At 64.9% G+C, this 13,492-nt stretch carries 23 protein-coding genes; all 23 read right to left on the bottom strand.

Annotation, left to right across the window (positions count from 1 at the left end; all coding sequences use genetic code 11):
* Positions 1 to 591 precede the first annotated feature (591 nt).
* Positions 592 to 1,440 (bottom strand): type I methionyl aminopeptidase, encoded by an 849-nt coding sequence (gene map / locus ACIOU8_RS07075; protein ID WP_400787503.1) that lies wholly within the window; start codon positions 1,438 to 1,440, stop codon positions 592 to 594.
* 11 nt (positions 1,441 to 1,451) lie between these two features.
* A complete protein-coding gene (locus ACIOU8_RS07070) occupies positions 1,452 to 2,066 on the bottom strand; it encodes an adenylate kinase (RefSeq protein WP_400787500.1) in 615 nt (204 codons plus the stop codon).
* A complete protein-coding gene (secY, locus tag ACIOU8_RS07065) occupies positions 2,063 to 3,385 on the bottom strand; it encodes a preprotein translocase subunit SecY (protein WP_400787497.1) in 1,323 nt (440 codons plus the stop codon). The genes ACIOU8_RS07070 and secY overlap by 4 nt, the downstream gene beginning before the upstream one ends.
* A gap of 101 nt (positions 3,386 to 3,486) precedes the next feature.
* Positions 3,487 to 4,113, bottom strand: coding sequence for a 50S ribosomal protein L15 (gene rplO / locus ACIOU8_RS07060; RefSeq protein ID WP_140037888.1), 627 nt, complete (start codon positions 4,111 to 4,113; stop codon positions 3,487 to 3,489).
* Positions 4,113 to 4,298, bottom strand: coding sequence for a 50S ribosomal protein L30 (gene rpmD / locus ACIOU8_RS07055; RefSeq protein WP_140037889.1), 186 nt, complete (start codon positions 4,296 to 4,298; stop codon positions 4,113 to 4,115). Before rpmD ends, rplO begins: the two co-directional genes overlap by 1 nt.
* Positions 4,298 to 4,972: a 30S ribosomal protein S5 gene (rpsE, locus tag ACIOU8_RS07050; protein WP_258184276.1), complete on the bottom strand. Its 675-nt coding sequence runs from the start codon at positions 4,970 to 4,972 to the stop codon at positions 4,298 to 4,300. The genes rpmD and rpsE overlap by 1 nt, the downstream gene beginning before the upstream one ends.
* Positions 4,973 to 4,992: 20 nt before the next feature.
* Positions 4,993 to 5,352, bottom strand: coding sequence for a 50S ribosomal protein L18 (gene rplR / locus ACIOU8_RS07045; protein ID WP_042538778.1), 360 nt, complete (start codon positions 5,350 to 5,352; stop codon positions 4,993 to 4,995).
* Between the two features lie 2 nt (positions 5,353 to 5,354).
* Positions 5,355 to 5,891 carry a 50S ribosomal protein L6 gene (rplF, locus tag ACIOU8_RS07040; protein WP_042538776.1) on the bottom strand — a complete coding sequence of 179 codons (537 nt, stop codon included), beginning with the start codon at positions 5,889 to 5,891 and terminating at the stop codon, positions 5,355 to 5,357.
* Between the two features lie 6 nt (positions 5,892 to 5,897).
* Positions 5,898 to 6,296, bottom strand: a complete 399-nt coding sequence (gene rpsH / locus ACIOU8_RS07035) for a 30S ribosomal protein S8 (RefSeq protein WP_140037891.1) — start codon at positions 6,294 to 6,296, stop codon at positions 5,898 to 5,900.
* A 156-nt stretch (positions 6,297 to 6,452) separates the two neighbouring features.
* Positions 6,453 to 7,043: a 50S ribosomal protein L5 gene (gene rplE / locus ACIOU8_RS07030; protein WP_042538772.1), complete on the bottom strand. Its 591-nt coding sequence runs from the start codon at positions 7,041 to 7,043 to the stop codon at positions 6,453 to 6,455.
* Positions 7,043 to 7,402, bottom strand: a complete 360-nt coding sequence (rplX, locus tag ACIOU8_RS07025; RefSeq protein WP_056514171.1) for a 50S ribosomal protein L24 — start codon at positions 7,400 to 7,402, stop codon at positions 7,043 to 7,045. The genes rplE and rplX overlap by 1 nt, the downstream gene beginning before the upstream one ends.
* A 3-nt stretch (positions 7,403 to 7,405) precedes the next feature.
* The gene (rplN, locus tag ACIOU8_RS07020; RefSeq protein WP_042538766.1) at positions 7,406 to 7,774 is read right to left on the bottom strand and encodes a 50S ribosomal protein L14; all 369 of its coding nucleotides are present in this window, start codon (positions 7,772 to 7,774) and stop codon (positions 7,406 to 7,408) included.
* Positions 7,771 to 8,088 carry a 30S ribosomal protein S17 gene (gene rpsQ, locus ACIOU8_RS07015; protein ID WP_042538763.1) on the bottom strand — a complete coding sequence of 106 codons (318 nt, stop codon included), beginning with the start codon at positions 8,086 to 8,088 and terminating at the stop codon, positions 7,771 to 7,773. The genes rplN and rpsQ overlap by 4 nt, the downstream gene beginning before the upstream one ends.
* On the bottom strand, positions 8,088 to 8,432 hold the full coding sequence (gene rpmC, locus ACIOU8_RS07010; RefSeq protein ID WP_400787488.1) for a 50S ribosomal protein L29: 345 nt from the start codon (positions 8,430 to 8,432) through the stop codon (positions 8,088 to 8,090). Before rpmC ends, rpsQ begins: the two co-directional genes overlap by 1 nt.
* On the bottom strand, positions 8,432 to 8,851 hold the full coding sequence (gene rplP / locus ACIOU8_RS07005; protein WP_042538761.1) for a 50S ribosomal protein L16: 420 nt from the start codon (positions 8,849 to 8,851) through the stop codon (positions 8,432 to 8,434). Before rplP ends, rpmC begins: the two co-directional genes overlap by 1 nt.
* Positions 8,851 to 9,606, bottom strand: coding sequence for a 30S ribosomal protein S3 (gene rpsC / locus ACIOU8_RS07000; protein WP_042538759.1), 756 nt, complete (start codon positions 9,604 to 9,606; stop codon positions 8,851 to 8,853). Before rpsC ends, rplP begins: the two co-directional genes overlap by 1 nt.
* The gene (gene rplV / locus ACIOU8_RS06995) at positions 9,606 to 10,004 is read right to left on the bottom strand and encodes a 50S ribosomal protein L22 (RefSeq protein WP_290159178.1); all 399 of its coding nucleotides are present in this window, start codon (positions 10,002 to 10,004) and stop codon (positions 9,606 to 9,608) included. Before rplV ends, rpsC begins: the two co-directional genes overlap by 1 nt.
* Positions 10,005 to 10,029: 25 nt before the next feature.
* On the bottom strand, positions 10,030 to 10,311 hold the full coding sequence (gene rpsS / locus ACIOU8_RS06990) for a 30S ribosomal protein S19 (RefSeq protein WP_017829205.1): 282 nt from the start codon (positions 10,309 to 10,311) through the stop codon (positions 10,030 to 10,032).
* Between the two features lie 12 nt (positions 10,312 to 10,323).
* Positions 10,324 to 11,163 carry a 50S ribosomal protein L2 gene (rplB, locus tag ACIOU8_RS06985; protein WP_042538755.1) on the bottom strand — a complete coding sequence of 280 codons (840 nt, stop codon included), beginning with the start codon at positions 11,161 to 11,163 and terminating at the stop codon, positions 10,324 to 10,326.
* 20 nt (positions 11,164 to 11,183) lie between these two features.
* Positions 11,184 to 11,507 (bottom strand): 50S ribosomal protein L23, encoded by a 324-nt coding sequence (gene rplW, locus ACIOU8_RS06980; RefSeq protein WP_042538754.1) that lies wholly within the window; start codon positions 11,505 to 11,507, stop codon positions 11,184 to 11,186.
* The gene (rplD, locus tag ACIOU8_RS06975; protein ID WP_400787481.1) at positions 11,504 to 12,166 is read right to left on the bottom strand and encodes a 50S ribosomal protein L4; all 663 of its coding nucleotides are present in this window, start codon (positions 12,164 to 12,166) and stop codon (positions 11,504 to 11,506) included. The genes rplW and rplD overlap by 4 nt, the downstream gene beginning before the upstream one ends.
* A gap of 2 nt (positions 12,167 to 12,168) precedes the next feature.
* Positions 12,169 to 12,828, bottom strand: coding sequence for a 50S ribosomal protein L3 (rplC, locus tag ACIOU8_RS06970; protein WP_029260921.1), 660 nt, complete (start codon positions 12,826 to 12,828; stop codon positions 12,169 to 12,171).
* A gap of 8 nt (positions 12,829 to 12,836) precedes the next feature.
* Positions 12,837 to 13,145 (bottom strand): 30S ribosomal protein S10, encoded by a 309-nt coding sequence (gene rpsJ, locus ACIOU8_RS06965; protein ID WP_005050520.1) that lies wholly within the window; start codon positions 13,143 to 13,145, stop codon positions 12,837 to 12,839.
* Positions 13,146 to 13,492: the final 347 nt, after the last annotated feature.

The following is a 13,492-nucleotide window of genomic DNA, read 5'->3' as shown; positions in this document are numbered from 1 at the left end:
CGACGAAACCCACGCCATGCGCACGGGTCTCACGCACGATCACCGGTCTCGCGCACCCGCCTCACGTTGCACGCGCCCACACGCCACGAGACCGGCATCCGTCGACGAAACCCACGTCCTGCGCACGGGTCTCACGCACAATCCACGCTCACGCGCACCGACCACACACCGCACGCGCCCACACGCCACGAGACCGGCATCCGTCGACGAAACCCACGTCGTGCGCACGGGTCTCACGCACAATCACCGGTCTCGCGCACCCGCCTCACGTTGCACGCGCCCACACGCCACGAGACCGGCATCCGTCGACGAAACCCACGTCATGCGCACGGGTCTCACACACAATCACCGGTCTCGCGCACCGACCTCACCTCGCACGCGGCCACACGCCACGAGACCGGCATCCGTCGACGAAACCGACGTCACGCACACGGGGCTCACGCACAATCACGGGTCTCGTGCACAATCAGCGGTCTCGCGCGGCACAACGACACAACGACAAGCGGCACAAGGACAAGCGGCAAGCGGAACAGCCGGCAGAGCGACAAAGCCGCAACGAAACCGCTCGGCCGCGGCCCAGCGCGCTGCCGGTCAGGCGATCGGCGTCGGTGTTACGCCGAAGGGTGCGAGGCCTGCCGCTCCCCCATCGGGTGAGGTGAGCACCCAGATGCCGTCTTCGTGCAGGGCGACGCTGTGCTCCCAGTGCGATCCGTCGGTGCCGTCGACCGTCGAGACGGTCCAGTCATCGTCCTCGACGAAGGTCTCGTCGCTGCCGGCGGTCACCATCGGCTCGATCGCCAGCACGAGTCCCGGCTTGACCTCCGCGCCCGGATCAGGGGTGCGGTAGTTGAAGACACTCGGTGCCTCGTGCATCTTGCGACCGATGCCGTGTCCGACGTACTCGCGAAGGATGCCGTAGGTCTGGCCCGAGACCGCTGACGGGCCCTGAGCCTCGATGTAACCCTGGATGGCGGCGCCGAGGTCACCCAGGTGAGAAGCGGACGCCATGGCGGCGATACCGGCCCACATGGAGCCCTCTGTCACGCGCGAGAGCTCCTGCCGCTGTGCGACGAGCTCAGGTCGGGTGTCGTCGGGCACGACCACGGTGATGGCACTGTCGCCGTTCCACCCCTGGAACTGAGCGCCGCAGTCGATCGACACGATGTCGCCTGCCTGCAGGATCCGCTCGCCGGGGATGCCGTGCACGACCTCTTCGTTGACCGAGATGCAGGTGGTGTGCCGGTAGCCGCGGACCAGCTGGAAGTTCGACTCTGCGCCACGGGCCAGGATCACGCGGTTGGCCTCGGCATCGAGCTCGAGGGTCGTGACCCCCGGCCGGATCAGTGGCCGGACGGCATCCAGTGCCGCGGCCGTGATGAGGCCGGGTTCGACCATCGCGCGCAGTTGAGCTGCGTTCTTGTAGATCGACTTGCGGAACATCGTGCGGGTGTTCAGGCCGCGAGACGCAGGCCGCGAGCGACCAGAGCTGCGAACACGCGCTCGGTGATCTCGTCGAGCGAACCCACGCCATCGATGCGGTCGACGATGCCACGGGGCCCGTAAACCTCGAGGATCGGGGCCGTCTCGTGCTCGTAGATGTCCAGGCGGTGCGCGATGGCCTCGTCGGTGTCGTCCGAACGACCCTGCTCGGCCGCACGCAGCTTCAACCGCTCGATGCTCTCCTCACGCGGAACGTCGAGAAGGATGACCGCGTCGAGAGACTCGCCGCGACCGGCGAGGAACGTGTCGAGGTGCTCCACCTGAGCAGAGTTGCGGGGATACCCGTCGAGCAGGAAGCCGTTCGCCGCGTCGTCCTGCGCCAGGCGGTCGCGAACGATCTCGCTGGTGAGCTCGTCGGGAACAAGGTCACCCTTGTCGAGGATGGCCGTGACCTGCTGTCCGAGCGGCGTGCCCTCTTTGATGTTCGCGCGGAAGATGTCTCCGGTCGAGACGACCGGGATGCCGTAGGACTCGGCGATTCGGACACCCTGGGTGCCCTTGCCCGAGCCCTGCGGACCGACGATGAGCAACCTGGCCGTGGGTTGGTGAGCCTGTCGAACCATCATCGGAGGAGCCCTTCGTAGTGACGCTGCTGGAGCTGAGCATCGATCTGCTTGACCGTCTCGAGACCGACACCCACGATGATGAGGATCGACGCGCCGCCGAACGGGAAGTTCTGGTTGGCACCCACCGTGGCGAGAGCGATCAGCGGGATGAGCGCGATCAGGCCGAGGTAGATCGACCCGGGCAGCGTGATGCGGGTGAGCACGTAATCGAGGTACTCGGCGGTGGGACGACCGGCCCGGATGCCGGGGATGAATCCGCCGTACTTCTTCATGTTGTCCGCGACCTCGACCGGGTTGAAGGTGATCGCGACGTAGAAGTACGTGAACCCGATGATCAGCAGGAAGTACACAGCCATGTAGATGGGGCTGTTGCCGGTCGTGAAGTTCGCGCTGATCCAGGTGACCCACGCGGCCGGCTCCGAGCCGTCCTGCGGAGTGTTGAACTGCGCGATGAGCGCAGGGATGTAGAGCAGCGAAGAAGCGAAGATCACGGGGATCACGCCGGCCATGTTGACCTTGATCGGGATGTAGGTGTTGGTGCCGCCGTAAGTGCGACGACCGACCATGCGCTTGGCGTACTGCACCGGGATGCGCCGCTGGGACTGCTCGACGAACACGACGAGCCCCATCACGATGATTCCGACCAGGAGCACCAGGAGGAACACCTCGAAGCCCCTGCTCTCCCAGATGAGCCACATGGCGCCGGGGAACGTGGCGGCGATCGAGGTGAAGATCAGCAGCGACATTCCGTTGCCGATGCCGCGCTCGGTGACGAGCTCGGCGAACCACATGATCAGGCCGGTGCCCGCCGTCATGGTCATGATCATGAGCAGCTGCGCCCACCACACATCGTTGGTGAGGAGGTTCTGGCAGGCGGCGATGTCGGTCGTGCCGAAGAGCTGGCCGCTGCGGGCCACCGTCACGAGCGTGGTCGACTGCAGCAGCGCCAGTGCGATCGTGAGGTAGCGCGTGTACTGCGTCAGGCGGGCCTGGCCGGCCTGACCCTCTTTGTGCAGTGCCTCGAAGTGAGGGATGACCACGCGGAGGAGCTGCGTGATGATCGTCGCGGTGATGTACGGCATGACGCCGAGCGCGAAGATCGAGAGTTGGAGGAGGGCGCCACCCGAGAACAGGTTGACGAGCCCGAGGAGTCCCTCTGTCCCGGAGTTCAGCGCGAGACACTCTTCGACGTTCGGGAAGTTCACGAACGGAGCAGGCACATTCGAGCCGAGCCGGTAGATGGCGATGATGGCGAGGGTGAAACCGATCTTCCGACGCAGGTCGGGCGTGCGGAAGATCCGCGCGATGGCGCTAAACAAGGACGTCCTCCTGAAAGGTTGCCGATCCCTGAAGGACGGCTGAAAGAACAGGCTAACCCATAAGAGGGGCCGGAGAATCTCCGACCCCTCTCATGAAGTGGTTACTTGACGGATCCGCCGGCCGCCACGATCTTCTGCTCGGCAGAACCCGAGACCTTGTCGACCGCTACGGTGAGCTTCACGGCGATGTCGCCGTTTCCGAGAACCTTGACCTTCTCGTTCTTGCGAACGGCACCCTTGGCGACCAGGTCGCCGATGGTGACATCGCCACCCTTGGGGTACAGCTCCGCGAGCTTCTCCAGGTTGACGACCTGGTACTCGACGCGGAACGGGTTCTTGAACCCGCGCAGCTTCGGGGTGCGCATGTGCAGCGGCATCTGCCCACCCTCGAAGCCGACGCGAACAGTGTTGCGAGCCCTCGTGCCCTTGGTACCGCGACCCGCGGTCTTACCCTTGGAGCCCTCACCGCGACCGACACGGGTCTTCGCGGTGTTGGATCCGGGGACCGGACGCAGGTGGTGCACCTTCAGCACGCCGGGGCGGGATGCCGGAGCATCCTTCTTCGGCGCAGCCTTCTTCGCAGCAGGCTTCTTGACGGCGTCGGCCTTGGCCGAAGACGCCTTTGCAGGTGCCTTCTTGGCGGCGGGCTTCTTCTCGGCTGCGGCCTTGGGAGCGGCAGCCTTCTTCGTGGCCTTCTCGGCCTCGACGGCTTCGTTCTTCTCAGCCATTAGTCGATCTCCTCAACCTTTACGAGGTGGGCGACGGTCTTGACGTAACCGCGCGTCTGCGCGTCGTCGGGGCGAACGGTGGTGTCACCGATGCGCTTCAGACCGAGGCTGCGCAGCGTGTCACGCTGGTTCTGCTTCTCGCTCACCTTGGACTTGACCTGCGTGACCTTCAGGCGCGCAGCCATCAGGCACCTACCTTCTGTGCGGCGATGGCGTCTGCCTCCGCACGGACGAGACGCGCGGGTGCGACCTGATCGAACTCGAGGCCACGGCGTGCGGCGACCGCACGGGGCTCCTCGAGCATCTTCAGGGCCGTCACCGTCGCGTGCACGATGTTGATCGTATTCGACGAGCCGAGCGACTTCGACAGCACGTCGTGGATACCGGCGCACTCGAGCACGGCGCGGACCGGACCACCGGCGATGACACCGGTACCGGCAGCGGCCGGACGAAGCAGGACGACGCCTGCTGCGGCCTCACCCTGGACGGGGTGCGGGATCGTGCTTCCGACGCGCGGAACGCGGAAGAAGTTGCGCTTGGCCTCTTCAACACCCTTCGAGATCGCCAGAGGGACCTCACGGGCCTTGCCGTAGCCGACGCCCACCAGACCGTTGCCGTCACCGACGACCACGAGAGCGGTGAAGCTGAAGCGACGACCACCCTTCACGACCTTCGAGACGCGGTTGATGGTGACCACGCGCTCGAGGAACTGGTTGTCCCCACGGTCGCGGGAGTTGCGGTCACGGCCACCCTGGTTGCGGTCTCCACGACCGCCGCCGCGGCGGTTGTCGCGCTGAGACGGCTCTGCCTGCGTGGTGCCGGTGGCAGTCTCGGAAGTGGCAGCTGCCGCTTCGGTCACTTCGTTCTCCTTGTTGTCACTCACAGTGCCAGACCCCCTTCGCGGGCGCCGTCGGCGATGGCGGCGACACGACCGGCGTAGCGGTTGCCGCCACGGTCGAACACTGCCTCGGAAACGCCGGCAGACTTCGCACGCTCGGCGAGAAGCTCGCCGACCTTGCGGGCCTTGGCGGTCTTGTCACCCTCGAGCGAGCGCAGGTCGGTCTCGAGCGTCGATGCCGACGCCACGGTGTGACCCTTGCTGTCGTCGACAAGCTGCACGAAGACGTGGCGAGCCGAGCGGTTGACGACGAGACGCGGACGCGACTCGGTGCCGACGACCTTCTTGCGAAGGCGGGCATGACGACGCGCGCGGGCGTCAGACTTTGACTTGAGAGCCATGGTTACTTACCACTCTTTCCGGCCTTGCGACGCACGATCTCGCCGGCGTAGCGCACGCCCTTGCCCTTGTACGGCTCGGGCTTGCGGATCTTGCGGATGTTCGCAGCTGCCTCGCCGACAGCCTGCTTGTCGATACCACTGACCGTGAGCTTGTTGGTGCCCTCGACCGTGAGCGTGATACCGGCGGGCGGGTCGATGAGGACCGGGTGCGAGAAGCCGAGGGCGAACTCGACCGAGCTGCCCTTCTGTGCCACTCGGTAACCGGTACCGACGACCTCGAGACCCTTGGTGTAGCCCTGGGTCACGCCGATGATGTTGTTGTTGATGAGCGTGCGGGTCAGGCCGTGAAGCGACCGGGACTCGCGCTCGTCGTCGGGACGGGTGACGAGAACCTGGTTCTCCTCGACCGCGACCTCGATGGGCTTGGCGACCGTCAGGGTGAGTTCACCCTTGGGGCCCTTCACCGCGACCTCACGGCCGTCGACCGAGATGGTCACGCCCGCGGGAACGTCGATGGGAAGTCGTCCAATACGCGACATTTTCGATTACCACACGTAGGCGAGAACTTCTCCGCCCACGCCCTTCTGCTCTGCCTGACGGTCGGTGAGAAGACCGGAGGAGGTGGACAGGATGGCCACGCCGAGTCCGCCGAGGACCCTGGGCAGCTCGGTGGACTTCGCGTAGACGCGGAGGCCGGGCTTCGACACGCGCTTGATGCCCGCGATCGAACGCTCACGGTTGGGACCGTACTTGAGCTGCAGGGTGAGGTTCGTGCCGACGCGAGCGTCAGACGTCTCCCACCCGGCGATGTAGCCCTCCTGCTGGAGGATCTCGGCGATGTGCGTCTTGAGCTTGCTCGACGGCAGGGTCACGGAATCGTGATGCGCCGAGTTCGCGTTGCGCAGACGGGTCAGCAGATCTGCGACCGGGTCTGTCATTGTCATTGTTGTTTTCCTTTGTTCATGAGGTTCCGGCTGCCGTTACACGACAGACGGCCTGCGATGACACGCAATCTTCAATTGTACGGGCACTTCGACAGGCTCAGTGACCGAATCTCGACAGGCTCAGTGACCGAATCGGTCCCTGAGCCTGTCGAAGGGTTACGCCTTGGCGTCTTCCGTACGGAAGGGGAAGCCGAGGTGACGCAGAAGCGCGCGACCTTCATCGTCCGTCTTCGCGGTGGTGACGACAGTGATGTCGAAACCGCGAACCCGGTCGATCTTGTCCTGATCGATCTCGTGGAACACGCTCTGCTCCTGGAGACCGAAGGTGTAGTTGCCGTTCCCGTCGAACTGCTTGCCCGACAGACCGCGGAAGTCGCGGATGCGGGGCAGAGCGAGCGAGACGAGACGGTCCAGGAACTCCCACGCACGGTCACCACGGAGGGTGACGTGTGCGCCGATGGCCTGGCCCTCGCGCAGCTTGAACTGCGCGATCGACTTGCGAGCCTTCGTGACGAGCGGCTTCTGACCGGTGATCTTGGTGAGATCGTCGATCGCGCCGTCGATCACCTTACTGTCGCGGGCCGCTTCACCGACACCGGTGTTCACGACGACCTTGACCAGACCGGGGATCTGCATCACGTTGGTGTAGCCGAACTCATCCTGCAGCTTCTGCTGGATCTCGGCCTTGTACTTCGCCTTCAGGCGGGGCTGGATCTTGCCAGCCACCGCAGCGTCGGTGGTTGCCATCAGAGGTCCTTACCTGACTTCTTCGCGTACCGCACACGGACGGTGCGCTTGACGCCGTCCTTGGTCTGCTCCTCGACCCGGTGGCCGACCTTGGTCGGCTTCTTGGTCGAGGGGTCGACGACTGCGACGTTCGAGATGTGGATGGAGGCCTCGACAGTCTCGAGGCCGCCCGTCTTGGTGCCACGCTGCGTCTGTCCGACGCGCGTGTGCTTGGTGACGTAGTTCACGCCTTCGACGATGATGCGGTTCTTGTCGGCCAGGATCTCGAGGACCTTGCCCTGCTTGCCGCGATCTCCGCCACGCTCCTGCGTCGCTCCGGTGATGACCTGAACCAGGTCACCCTTCTTGATCTTCGCCATGACTTAAATAACCTCCGGCGCCAGCGAGACGATCTTCATGAACTTCTTGTCACGAAGCTCGCGACCGACCGGTCCGAAGATACGGGTGCCGCGGGGCTCCCCGTCGTTCTTCAGGATCACGGCGGCGTTCTCGTCGAACTTGATGTACGAGCCGTCGGGACGACGCGTGGACTTGACCGTACGGACGATGACGGCCTTGACCACATCGCCCTTCTTGACGTTTCCGCCCGGGATCGCGTCCTTGACGGTCGCGATGATGGTGTCACCGAGACCGGCGTAACGGCGGCGCGAGCCACCGAGCACACGGATGGTGAGCAGTTCCTTCGCGCCGGTGTTGTCGGCGACCTTGAGGCGGGATTCCTGCTGGATCACTTGGCCTTCTCCAGAATCTCAACCAGACGCCAGCGCTTCGTGGCGCTGAGCGGGCGGGTCTCGTTGATCAGGACGAGGTCGCCGATGCCGGCGGAGTTCGCCTCATCGTGCGCCTTGACCTTCGAGGTGCGGCGGATGACCTTGCCGTAAAGCGGGTGCTTCACGCGGTCTTCGACCTCGACCACGATGGTCTTGTCCATCTTGTCGCTGATGACGTAGCCACGACGCGACTTGCGGTACCCACGGGCATCCGCATCGCGAACATCGTGTGCTGCGTGCTCAGCCTCGACGGCAGCTTCCTTCTTGGTGGCCATCACTCAGCCTCTTCCTTTGCTTCGGCGGGCTCAGCAGAGTCCACGGCCTTATCGCCAGCGGAGTCCGCCTTCTTCGCCTTCGACTTGGTCGCCTTCTTGGCCGGAGCCTCGACGGGAGCGGGCGTCGCGCGGATGCCCAGCTCACGTTCGCGGATCACGGTGTAGAGACGCGCGATGTCGCGCTTGACGGCGCGGATGCGGCCGTGGCTCTCCAGCTGGCCGGTGGCCGACTGGAAACGGAGGTTGAACAGCTCCTCCTTGGCCTTACGCAGCTCCTCAACGAGGCGCTGGTCTTCGAACGTGTCGAGCTCTGCCGGAGCGAGCTCCTTGGTGCCGATCGCCATTACGCGTCGCCCTCCTCGCGCTTGATGATGCGTGCCTTGAGAGGCAGCTTGTGAATGGCACGGGTCAGTGCCTCGCGAGCGAGTTCCTCGCTCACGCCTGAGACCTCGAAGAGGACGCGACCCGGCTTGACGTTGGCGACCCACCACTCGGGGGAACCCTTACCGGAACCCATGCGGGTCTCGGCAGGCTTCTTGGTGAGGGGACGGTCGGGGTAGATGTTGATCCACACCTTGCCGCCACGCTTGATGTGACGCGTGACCGCGATACGAGCGGACTCGATCTGACGGTTCGTCACGTAGGCAGGCGTAAGAGCCTGGATCCCGTAGTCGCCGAAGGAGACCTTCGTGCCACCAGTCGCCTGGCCGCTGCGACCGGGGTGGTGCTGCTTACGGAACTTGACCTTGCGGGGAATAAGCATCAGGCAGACGCTCCTTCTGCGACAGGGGCCTCGTTGCGCGGCGCGCGGCGGCGGTCGCCACCACGGTCGTCACGACGGGACTTCGGTGCGTTGGCCTGCTCGCGGGCAAGCTCCTTGTTGGTCAGGTCACCCTTGTAGATCCAGACCTTCACGCCGATGCGGCCGAAGGTGGTCTTCGCCTCGTAGAAGCCGTAGTCGATGTTCGCGCGCAGCGTGTGCAGCGGCACACGACCCTCGCGGTAGAACTCCGAGCGGCTCATCTCGGCGCCGCCGAGGCGGCCGGAGACCTGGATGCGGATACCCTTGGCGCCAGCGCGCTGCGCGCCCTGGAGACCCTTGCGCATCGCACGACGGAACGCCACGCGAGCAGAAAGCTGCTCGGCGATGCCCTGTGCGACGAGCTGAGCGTCAGCCTCGGGGTTCTTGACCTCGAGGATGTTCAGCTGGATCTGCTTGCCCGAGAGCTTCTCGAGGTCGCCGCGGATGCGCTCGGCCTCGGCTCCACGACGACCGATCACGATGCCCGGACGGGCGGTGTGGATGTCGACGCGGACGCGGTCACGGGTGCGCTCGATCTCGATGTTCGAGACACCGGCGCGGTCGAGCTGCGTCTTCAGCAGGTTGCGGATCTTGATGTCCTCGGCGACGTAGTCGGCGTAACGCTGACCCGGCTTCGTCGAGTCCGAGAACCAACGCGACACGTGGTCCGTGGTGATGCCGAGGCGGAAGCCGTACGGGTTTACTTTCTGTCCCATTACTTGCTCGCCTTCTTGTTGCTGTCGCTTGCAGCGGCCGGGGCCGCCTCAGGCGTCGAGAGCACGACCGTGATGTGGCTCGTGCGCTTCTTGATCTGGAAAGCGCGACCCTGTGCACGGGGACGGAAACGCTTGAGCGTCGATCCCTCGTCTACGTAGGCGTTAGCCACGTACAGGTCCTGCTCGTCGAGGTATTCGCCGTCACGATCCGCCTTGACCTGCGCGTTGGCCATGGCCGACGCGACAAGCTTGTAGATCGGCTCACTGGCGCTCTGCTGCGCGAACTTCAGGATCGCCAGAGCCTCCTGGGCCTGCTTGCCCTTGATGAGCGCGACGACACGACGAGCCTTCTGAGGGGTCACGCGGATGTGTCGCACGCGTGCGATGGACTCCACCATTTCTCTCTCCTCTATCGCCACCGCGTCAGCGGCGGCGGCCCTTCTTGTCGTCCTTCTCGTGGCCGCGGAAGGTGCGGGTGGGCGCGAACTCGCCCAGTTTGTGGCCGACCATGGTCTCGGAGACAAACACGGGGATGTGCTTGCGACCGTCGTGGACCGCGATCGTGTGACCCAGCATGGCCGGGATGATCATGGACCGGCGAGACCAGGTCTTGATGACGTTCTTGGTGCCGGCTTCGTTCTGCACGACCACCTTGCGAAGCAGGTGATCGTCGACGAAGGGGCCCTTCTTAAGACTGCGAGGCATCTTCTCTTACTCCTACTTACGCTTCTTGCCGGCGTTACGACGACGCACGATGTACTTGTCGCTTTCCTTGTTGGCGTGACGGGTGCGACCCTCAGCCTGGCCCCACGGGGAGACGGGGTGACGTCCACCGGACGTCTTGCCCTCACCACCACCGTGCGGGTGGTCGACCGGGTTCATCGCGACACCACGGACGGTCGGGCGGACGCCCTTCCAGCGCATGCGGCCGGCCTTGCCCCAGTTGATGTTCGACTGCTCGGCGTTGCCGACCTCGCCGATGGTCGCGCGGCAGCGCGAGTCGACGTTGCGGATCTCGCCCGAGGGGAGACGCAGCTGGGCGAAGTTGCCATCCTTGGCGACGAGACGGACGGATGCACCGGCCGAACGCGCCATCTTCGCGCCGCCACCGGGACGGAGCTCGATCGCGTGGATGACGGTACCCGTCGGGATGTTCTTCAGCGGGAGGTTGTTGCCCGGCTTGATGTCGGCACCAGCACCCGACTCGATGACGTCGCCCTGCTTCAGCTTCGCCGGCGCGAGGATGTAGCGCTTCTCGCCGTCGAAGTAGTGCAGCAGCGCGATGCGAGCCGTGCGGTTGGGGTCGTACTCGATGTGAGCGACACGGGCGTCGACGCCGTCCTTGTCATTGCGACGGAAGTCGATGACGCGGTACTGGCGCTTGTGGCCACCACCGATGTGACGGGTCGTGATGCGGCCCTGGTTGTTGCGACCACCGGTCTTCGAGAGCGGGCGCAGCAGCGACTTCTCCGGCGTCGATCGGGTGATCTCGGCGAAGTCAGCCACCGACGAGCCGCGACGGCCCGGGGTCGTGGGCTTGTACTTGCGAATAGCCATTATTGTCCTTATCCCCCGGATCAGCCGATTGCCGTGAAGATGTCGATGGTGCCCGACTTCAGGGTCACGATGGCACGCTTGGTGTCCTTGCGCTTGCCTGCGCCGAAGCGGGTGCGACGAGCCTTGCCGACGCGGTTGAGGGTGTTGACCCCAGCGACCTTGACGCCGAAGATCTTCTCGATGGCGAGCTTGATCTCGGTCTTCGAAGCGCGCGGGTCGACGAGGAAGGTGTACTTGCCTTCGTCGATGAGACCGTAGCTCTTCTCGGACACGACCGGCTTCAGGATGATGTCGCGCGGGTCCTTGTTCAGGGCCGTCTGGAGAACAGCTGCCTGCTCGCTCATGCGGAGACCTCCTGGTTGGCGCCGGACTTGGAGGCGATGAAGCCCTCGAGCGCGGCCTGGGTGAAGACGATGTCGTCGGAGACGAGCACGTCGTAGGCGTTGAGCTGGTCGAACGTCAGCACGTGCAGGTTCGACAGGTTGCGGATGCTCTTCAGCGTCACGTCGTCGTTGCGCTCGATGACGACGAGCACGTTCTTCGACGAGACGACGTTGGTGAGGAAGTTCACCGCGGTCTTGGTCGAAGGCGTGCCGTTGATGCCGAACGACGCGATGGCGTGGATGCGGTCACCGCGGAAGCGGTCGCTGAGCGAGCCCAGGAGGGCGGCGGCGATCATCTTCTTGGGGGTGCGCTGCGAGTAGTCGCGCGGCTTGGGGCCGTGCACGATTCCACCGCCGGTCATGTGCGGCGCGCGGATCGAGCCCTGACGGGCGTTACCCGTGCCCTTCTGCTTGAAGGGCTTGCGGCCGGCACCCGAGACCTCACCGCGACGCTTGGTCGAGTGGGTTCCCTGGCGAGCCGCCGCGAGCTGCGCGACGACGACCTGGTGGATGAGCGGGATGTTCGTCTTGGCGTCGAACAGCGCGGCGGGAAGCTCGATCGAGCCAGCCTTCTTGCCGTCTGCGTTGAGGACGTCAAGCGCGAGAGTGGAGTCAGCCATGATCAGGCACCCTTCACTGCGTTGCGGACGTAGACGATACGGCCACGAGCACCGGGGACGGCGCCCTTGACGAGCAGCAGACCCTTCTCGATGTCGATGGCGTGCACCGTGAGGTTGAGGACGGTCACGCGCTCGCCACCCATACGGCCGGCCATGCGCATGCCCTTGAAGACGCGGCTCGGGGTCGACGATGCGCCGATGGAGCCGGGCTTGCGGTGGTTGCGGTGCGAACCGTGCGAAGCCGAGACGCCCTTGAAGTTGTGACGCTTCATGACACCGGCGAAGCCCTTGCCCTTGCTCGTGCCGACGACGTCGACGAGCTGGCCGGCTTCGAAGGTGCCGTCGACCGTGAGCTCCTGGCCCAGCGAGTAGTCGCCGGCATCCGCGGTGCGGATCTCGGTGACGTGACGACGCGGCGTGACGCCAGCGGCCTCGAAGTGAGCGGTCAGCGGCTTGTTCACCTTGCGCGGGTCGATCTGACCGTAGGCGATCTGCACGGCGTTGTAGCCGTCCTTCTCGGGGGTACGGATCTGCGTGACCACGTTCGAGGCGAGCTCGATGACGGTGACGGGAACGAGCTTGCCGCTCTCGTTCCAGACCTGGGTCATACCGAGCTTGGTGCCCAGCATGCCCTTGGAAATCTTGGAATTGATATCAACCATGTCCGACCTCAGAGCTTGATCTCGATGTTGACATCGGCAGGCAGGTCGAGACGCATCAGCGAGTCGACAGCCTTGGGCGTCGGGTCGATGATGTCGATCAGACGCTTGTGGGTGCGCATCTCGAAGTGCTCGCGGCTGTCCTTGTACTTGTGGGGCGACCGGATGACGCACACGACGTTCTTCTCGGTCGGCAGGGGCACGGGTCCGACGACCGTTGCGCCCGCGCGGGTCACCGTGTCGACGATCTTGCGTGCGGACGTGTCGATGACCTCATGGTCATACGACTTCAGGCGAATGCGGATCTTCTGTCCCGCCATTGTCTGCTCTCTCTCTTTAAGCGTCTTACCGACCTGGGCCGGGTGACCCAGGGGCATTGGACGCACGTCGGCGCTGTTCGCGCCTCGGCACTCGACTTCTCGGGCCCGCCACCTCTCGGTCGCTGAGCCTGTCGAAGCGCTGCACCACTGTTCTGCTGTCATCCCGCACGCTTCGCAGCGAACGGGTGTCCGACCTCCGCCGCGCACGGCGAAGCCCTCGTGATGAAGATGTCGGGATCGTTCTGCCACCCGCGGCCTAGGTCCCTGCGCGTCTGCGCCGCCTATGCACTGTCGTGATGGTGATCCAGCCACGCTGAGCGCGCCGGAATGTCGAACCTGTCTATTCT

The sequence above is a fragment of the Microbacterium sp. NPDC087589 genome, from assembly GCF_044743635.1.
Taxonomy (GTDB): domain Bacteria; phylum Actinomycetota; class Actinomycetes; order Actinomycetales; family Microbacteriaceae; genus Microbacterium.
Note: the sequence above shows the minus strand (reverse complement) of the source record. Positions and strands in the feature narration are given on the sequence as shown.

Coding starts and splice junctions, on each gene's coding strand:
- map (WP_400787503.1), bottom strand. CDS start 1,440: ATGTTCCGCAAGTCGATCTACAAGAACGCAGCTCAACTGCGCGCGATG.
- ACIOU8_RS07070 (WP_400787500.1), bottom strand. CDS start 2,066: ATGATGGTTCGACAGGCTCACCAACCCACGGCCAGGTTGCTCATCGTC.
- rplO (WP_140037888.1), bottom strand. CDS start 4,113: ATGGCTGAGAAGAACGAAGCCGTCGAGGCCGAGAAGGCCACGAAGAAG.
- rpmD (WP_140037889.1), bottom strand. CDS start 4,298: ATGGCTGCGCGCCTGAAGGTCACGCAGGTCAAGTCCAAGGTGAGCGAG.
- rplR (WP_042538778.1), bottom strand. CDS start 5,352: ATGGCTCTCAAGTCAAAGTCTGACGCCCGCGCGCGTCGTCATGCCCGC.
- rplF (WP_042538776.1), bottom strand. CDS start 5,891: ATGTCGCGTATTGGACGACTTCCCATCGACGTTCCCGCGGGCGTGACC.
- rpsH (WP_140037891.1), bottom strand. CDS start 6,296: ATGACAATGACAGACCCGGTCGCAGATCTGCTGACCCGTCTGCGCAAC.
- rplE (WP_042538772.1), bottom strand. CDS start 7,043: ATGGCAACCACCGACGCTGCGGTGGCTGGCAAGATCCAGCCCCGCCTG.
- rplX (WP_056514171.1), bottom strand. CDS start 7,402: ATGGCGAAGATCAAGAAGGGTGACCTGGTTCAGGTCATCACCGGAGCG.
- rpsQ (WP_042538763.1), bottom strand. CDS start 8,088: ATGGCCACCAAGAAGGAAGCTGCCGTCGAGGCTGAGCACGCAGCACAC.
- rpmC (WP_400787488.1), bottom strand. CDS start 8,432: ATGGCGATCGGCACCAAGGAGCTCGCTCCGGCAGAGCTCGACACGTTC.
- rplP (WP_042538761.1), bottom strand. CDS start 8,851: ATGCTTATTCCCCGCAAGGTCAAGTTCCGTAAGCAGCACCACCCCGGT.
- rpsC (WP_042538759.1), bottom strand. CDS start 9,606: ATGGGACAGAAAGTAAACCCGTACGGCTTCCGCCTCGGCATCACCACG.
- rplV (WP_290159178.1), bottom strand. CDS start 10,004: ATGGTGGAGTCCATCGCACGCGTGCGACACATCCGCGTGACCCCTCAG.
- rpsS (WP_017829205.1), bottom strand. CDS start 10,311: ATGCCTCGCAGTCTTAAGAAGGGCCCCTTCGTCGACGATCACCTGCTT.
- rplB (WP_042538755.1), bottom strand. CDS start 11,163: ATGGCTATTCGCAAGTACAAGCCCACGACCCCGGGCCGTCGCGGCTCG.
- rplW (WP_042538754.1), bottom strand. CDS start 11,507: ATGAGCGAGCAGGCAGCTGTTCTCCAGACGGCCCTGAACAAGGACCCG.
- rplD (WP_400787481.1), bottom strand. CDS start 12,166: ATGGCTGACTCCACTCTCGCGCTTGACGTCCTCAACGCAGACGGCAAG.
- rplC (WP_029260921.1), bottom strand. CDS start 12,828: ATGGTTGATATCAATTCCAAGATTTCCAAGGGCATGCTGGGCACCAAG.
- rpsJ (WP_005050520.1), bottom strand. CDS start 13,145: ATGGCGGGACAGAAGATCCGCATTCGCCTGAAGTCGTATGACCATGAG.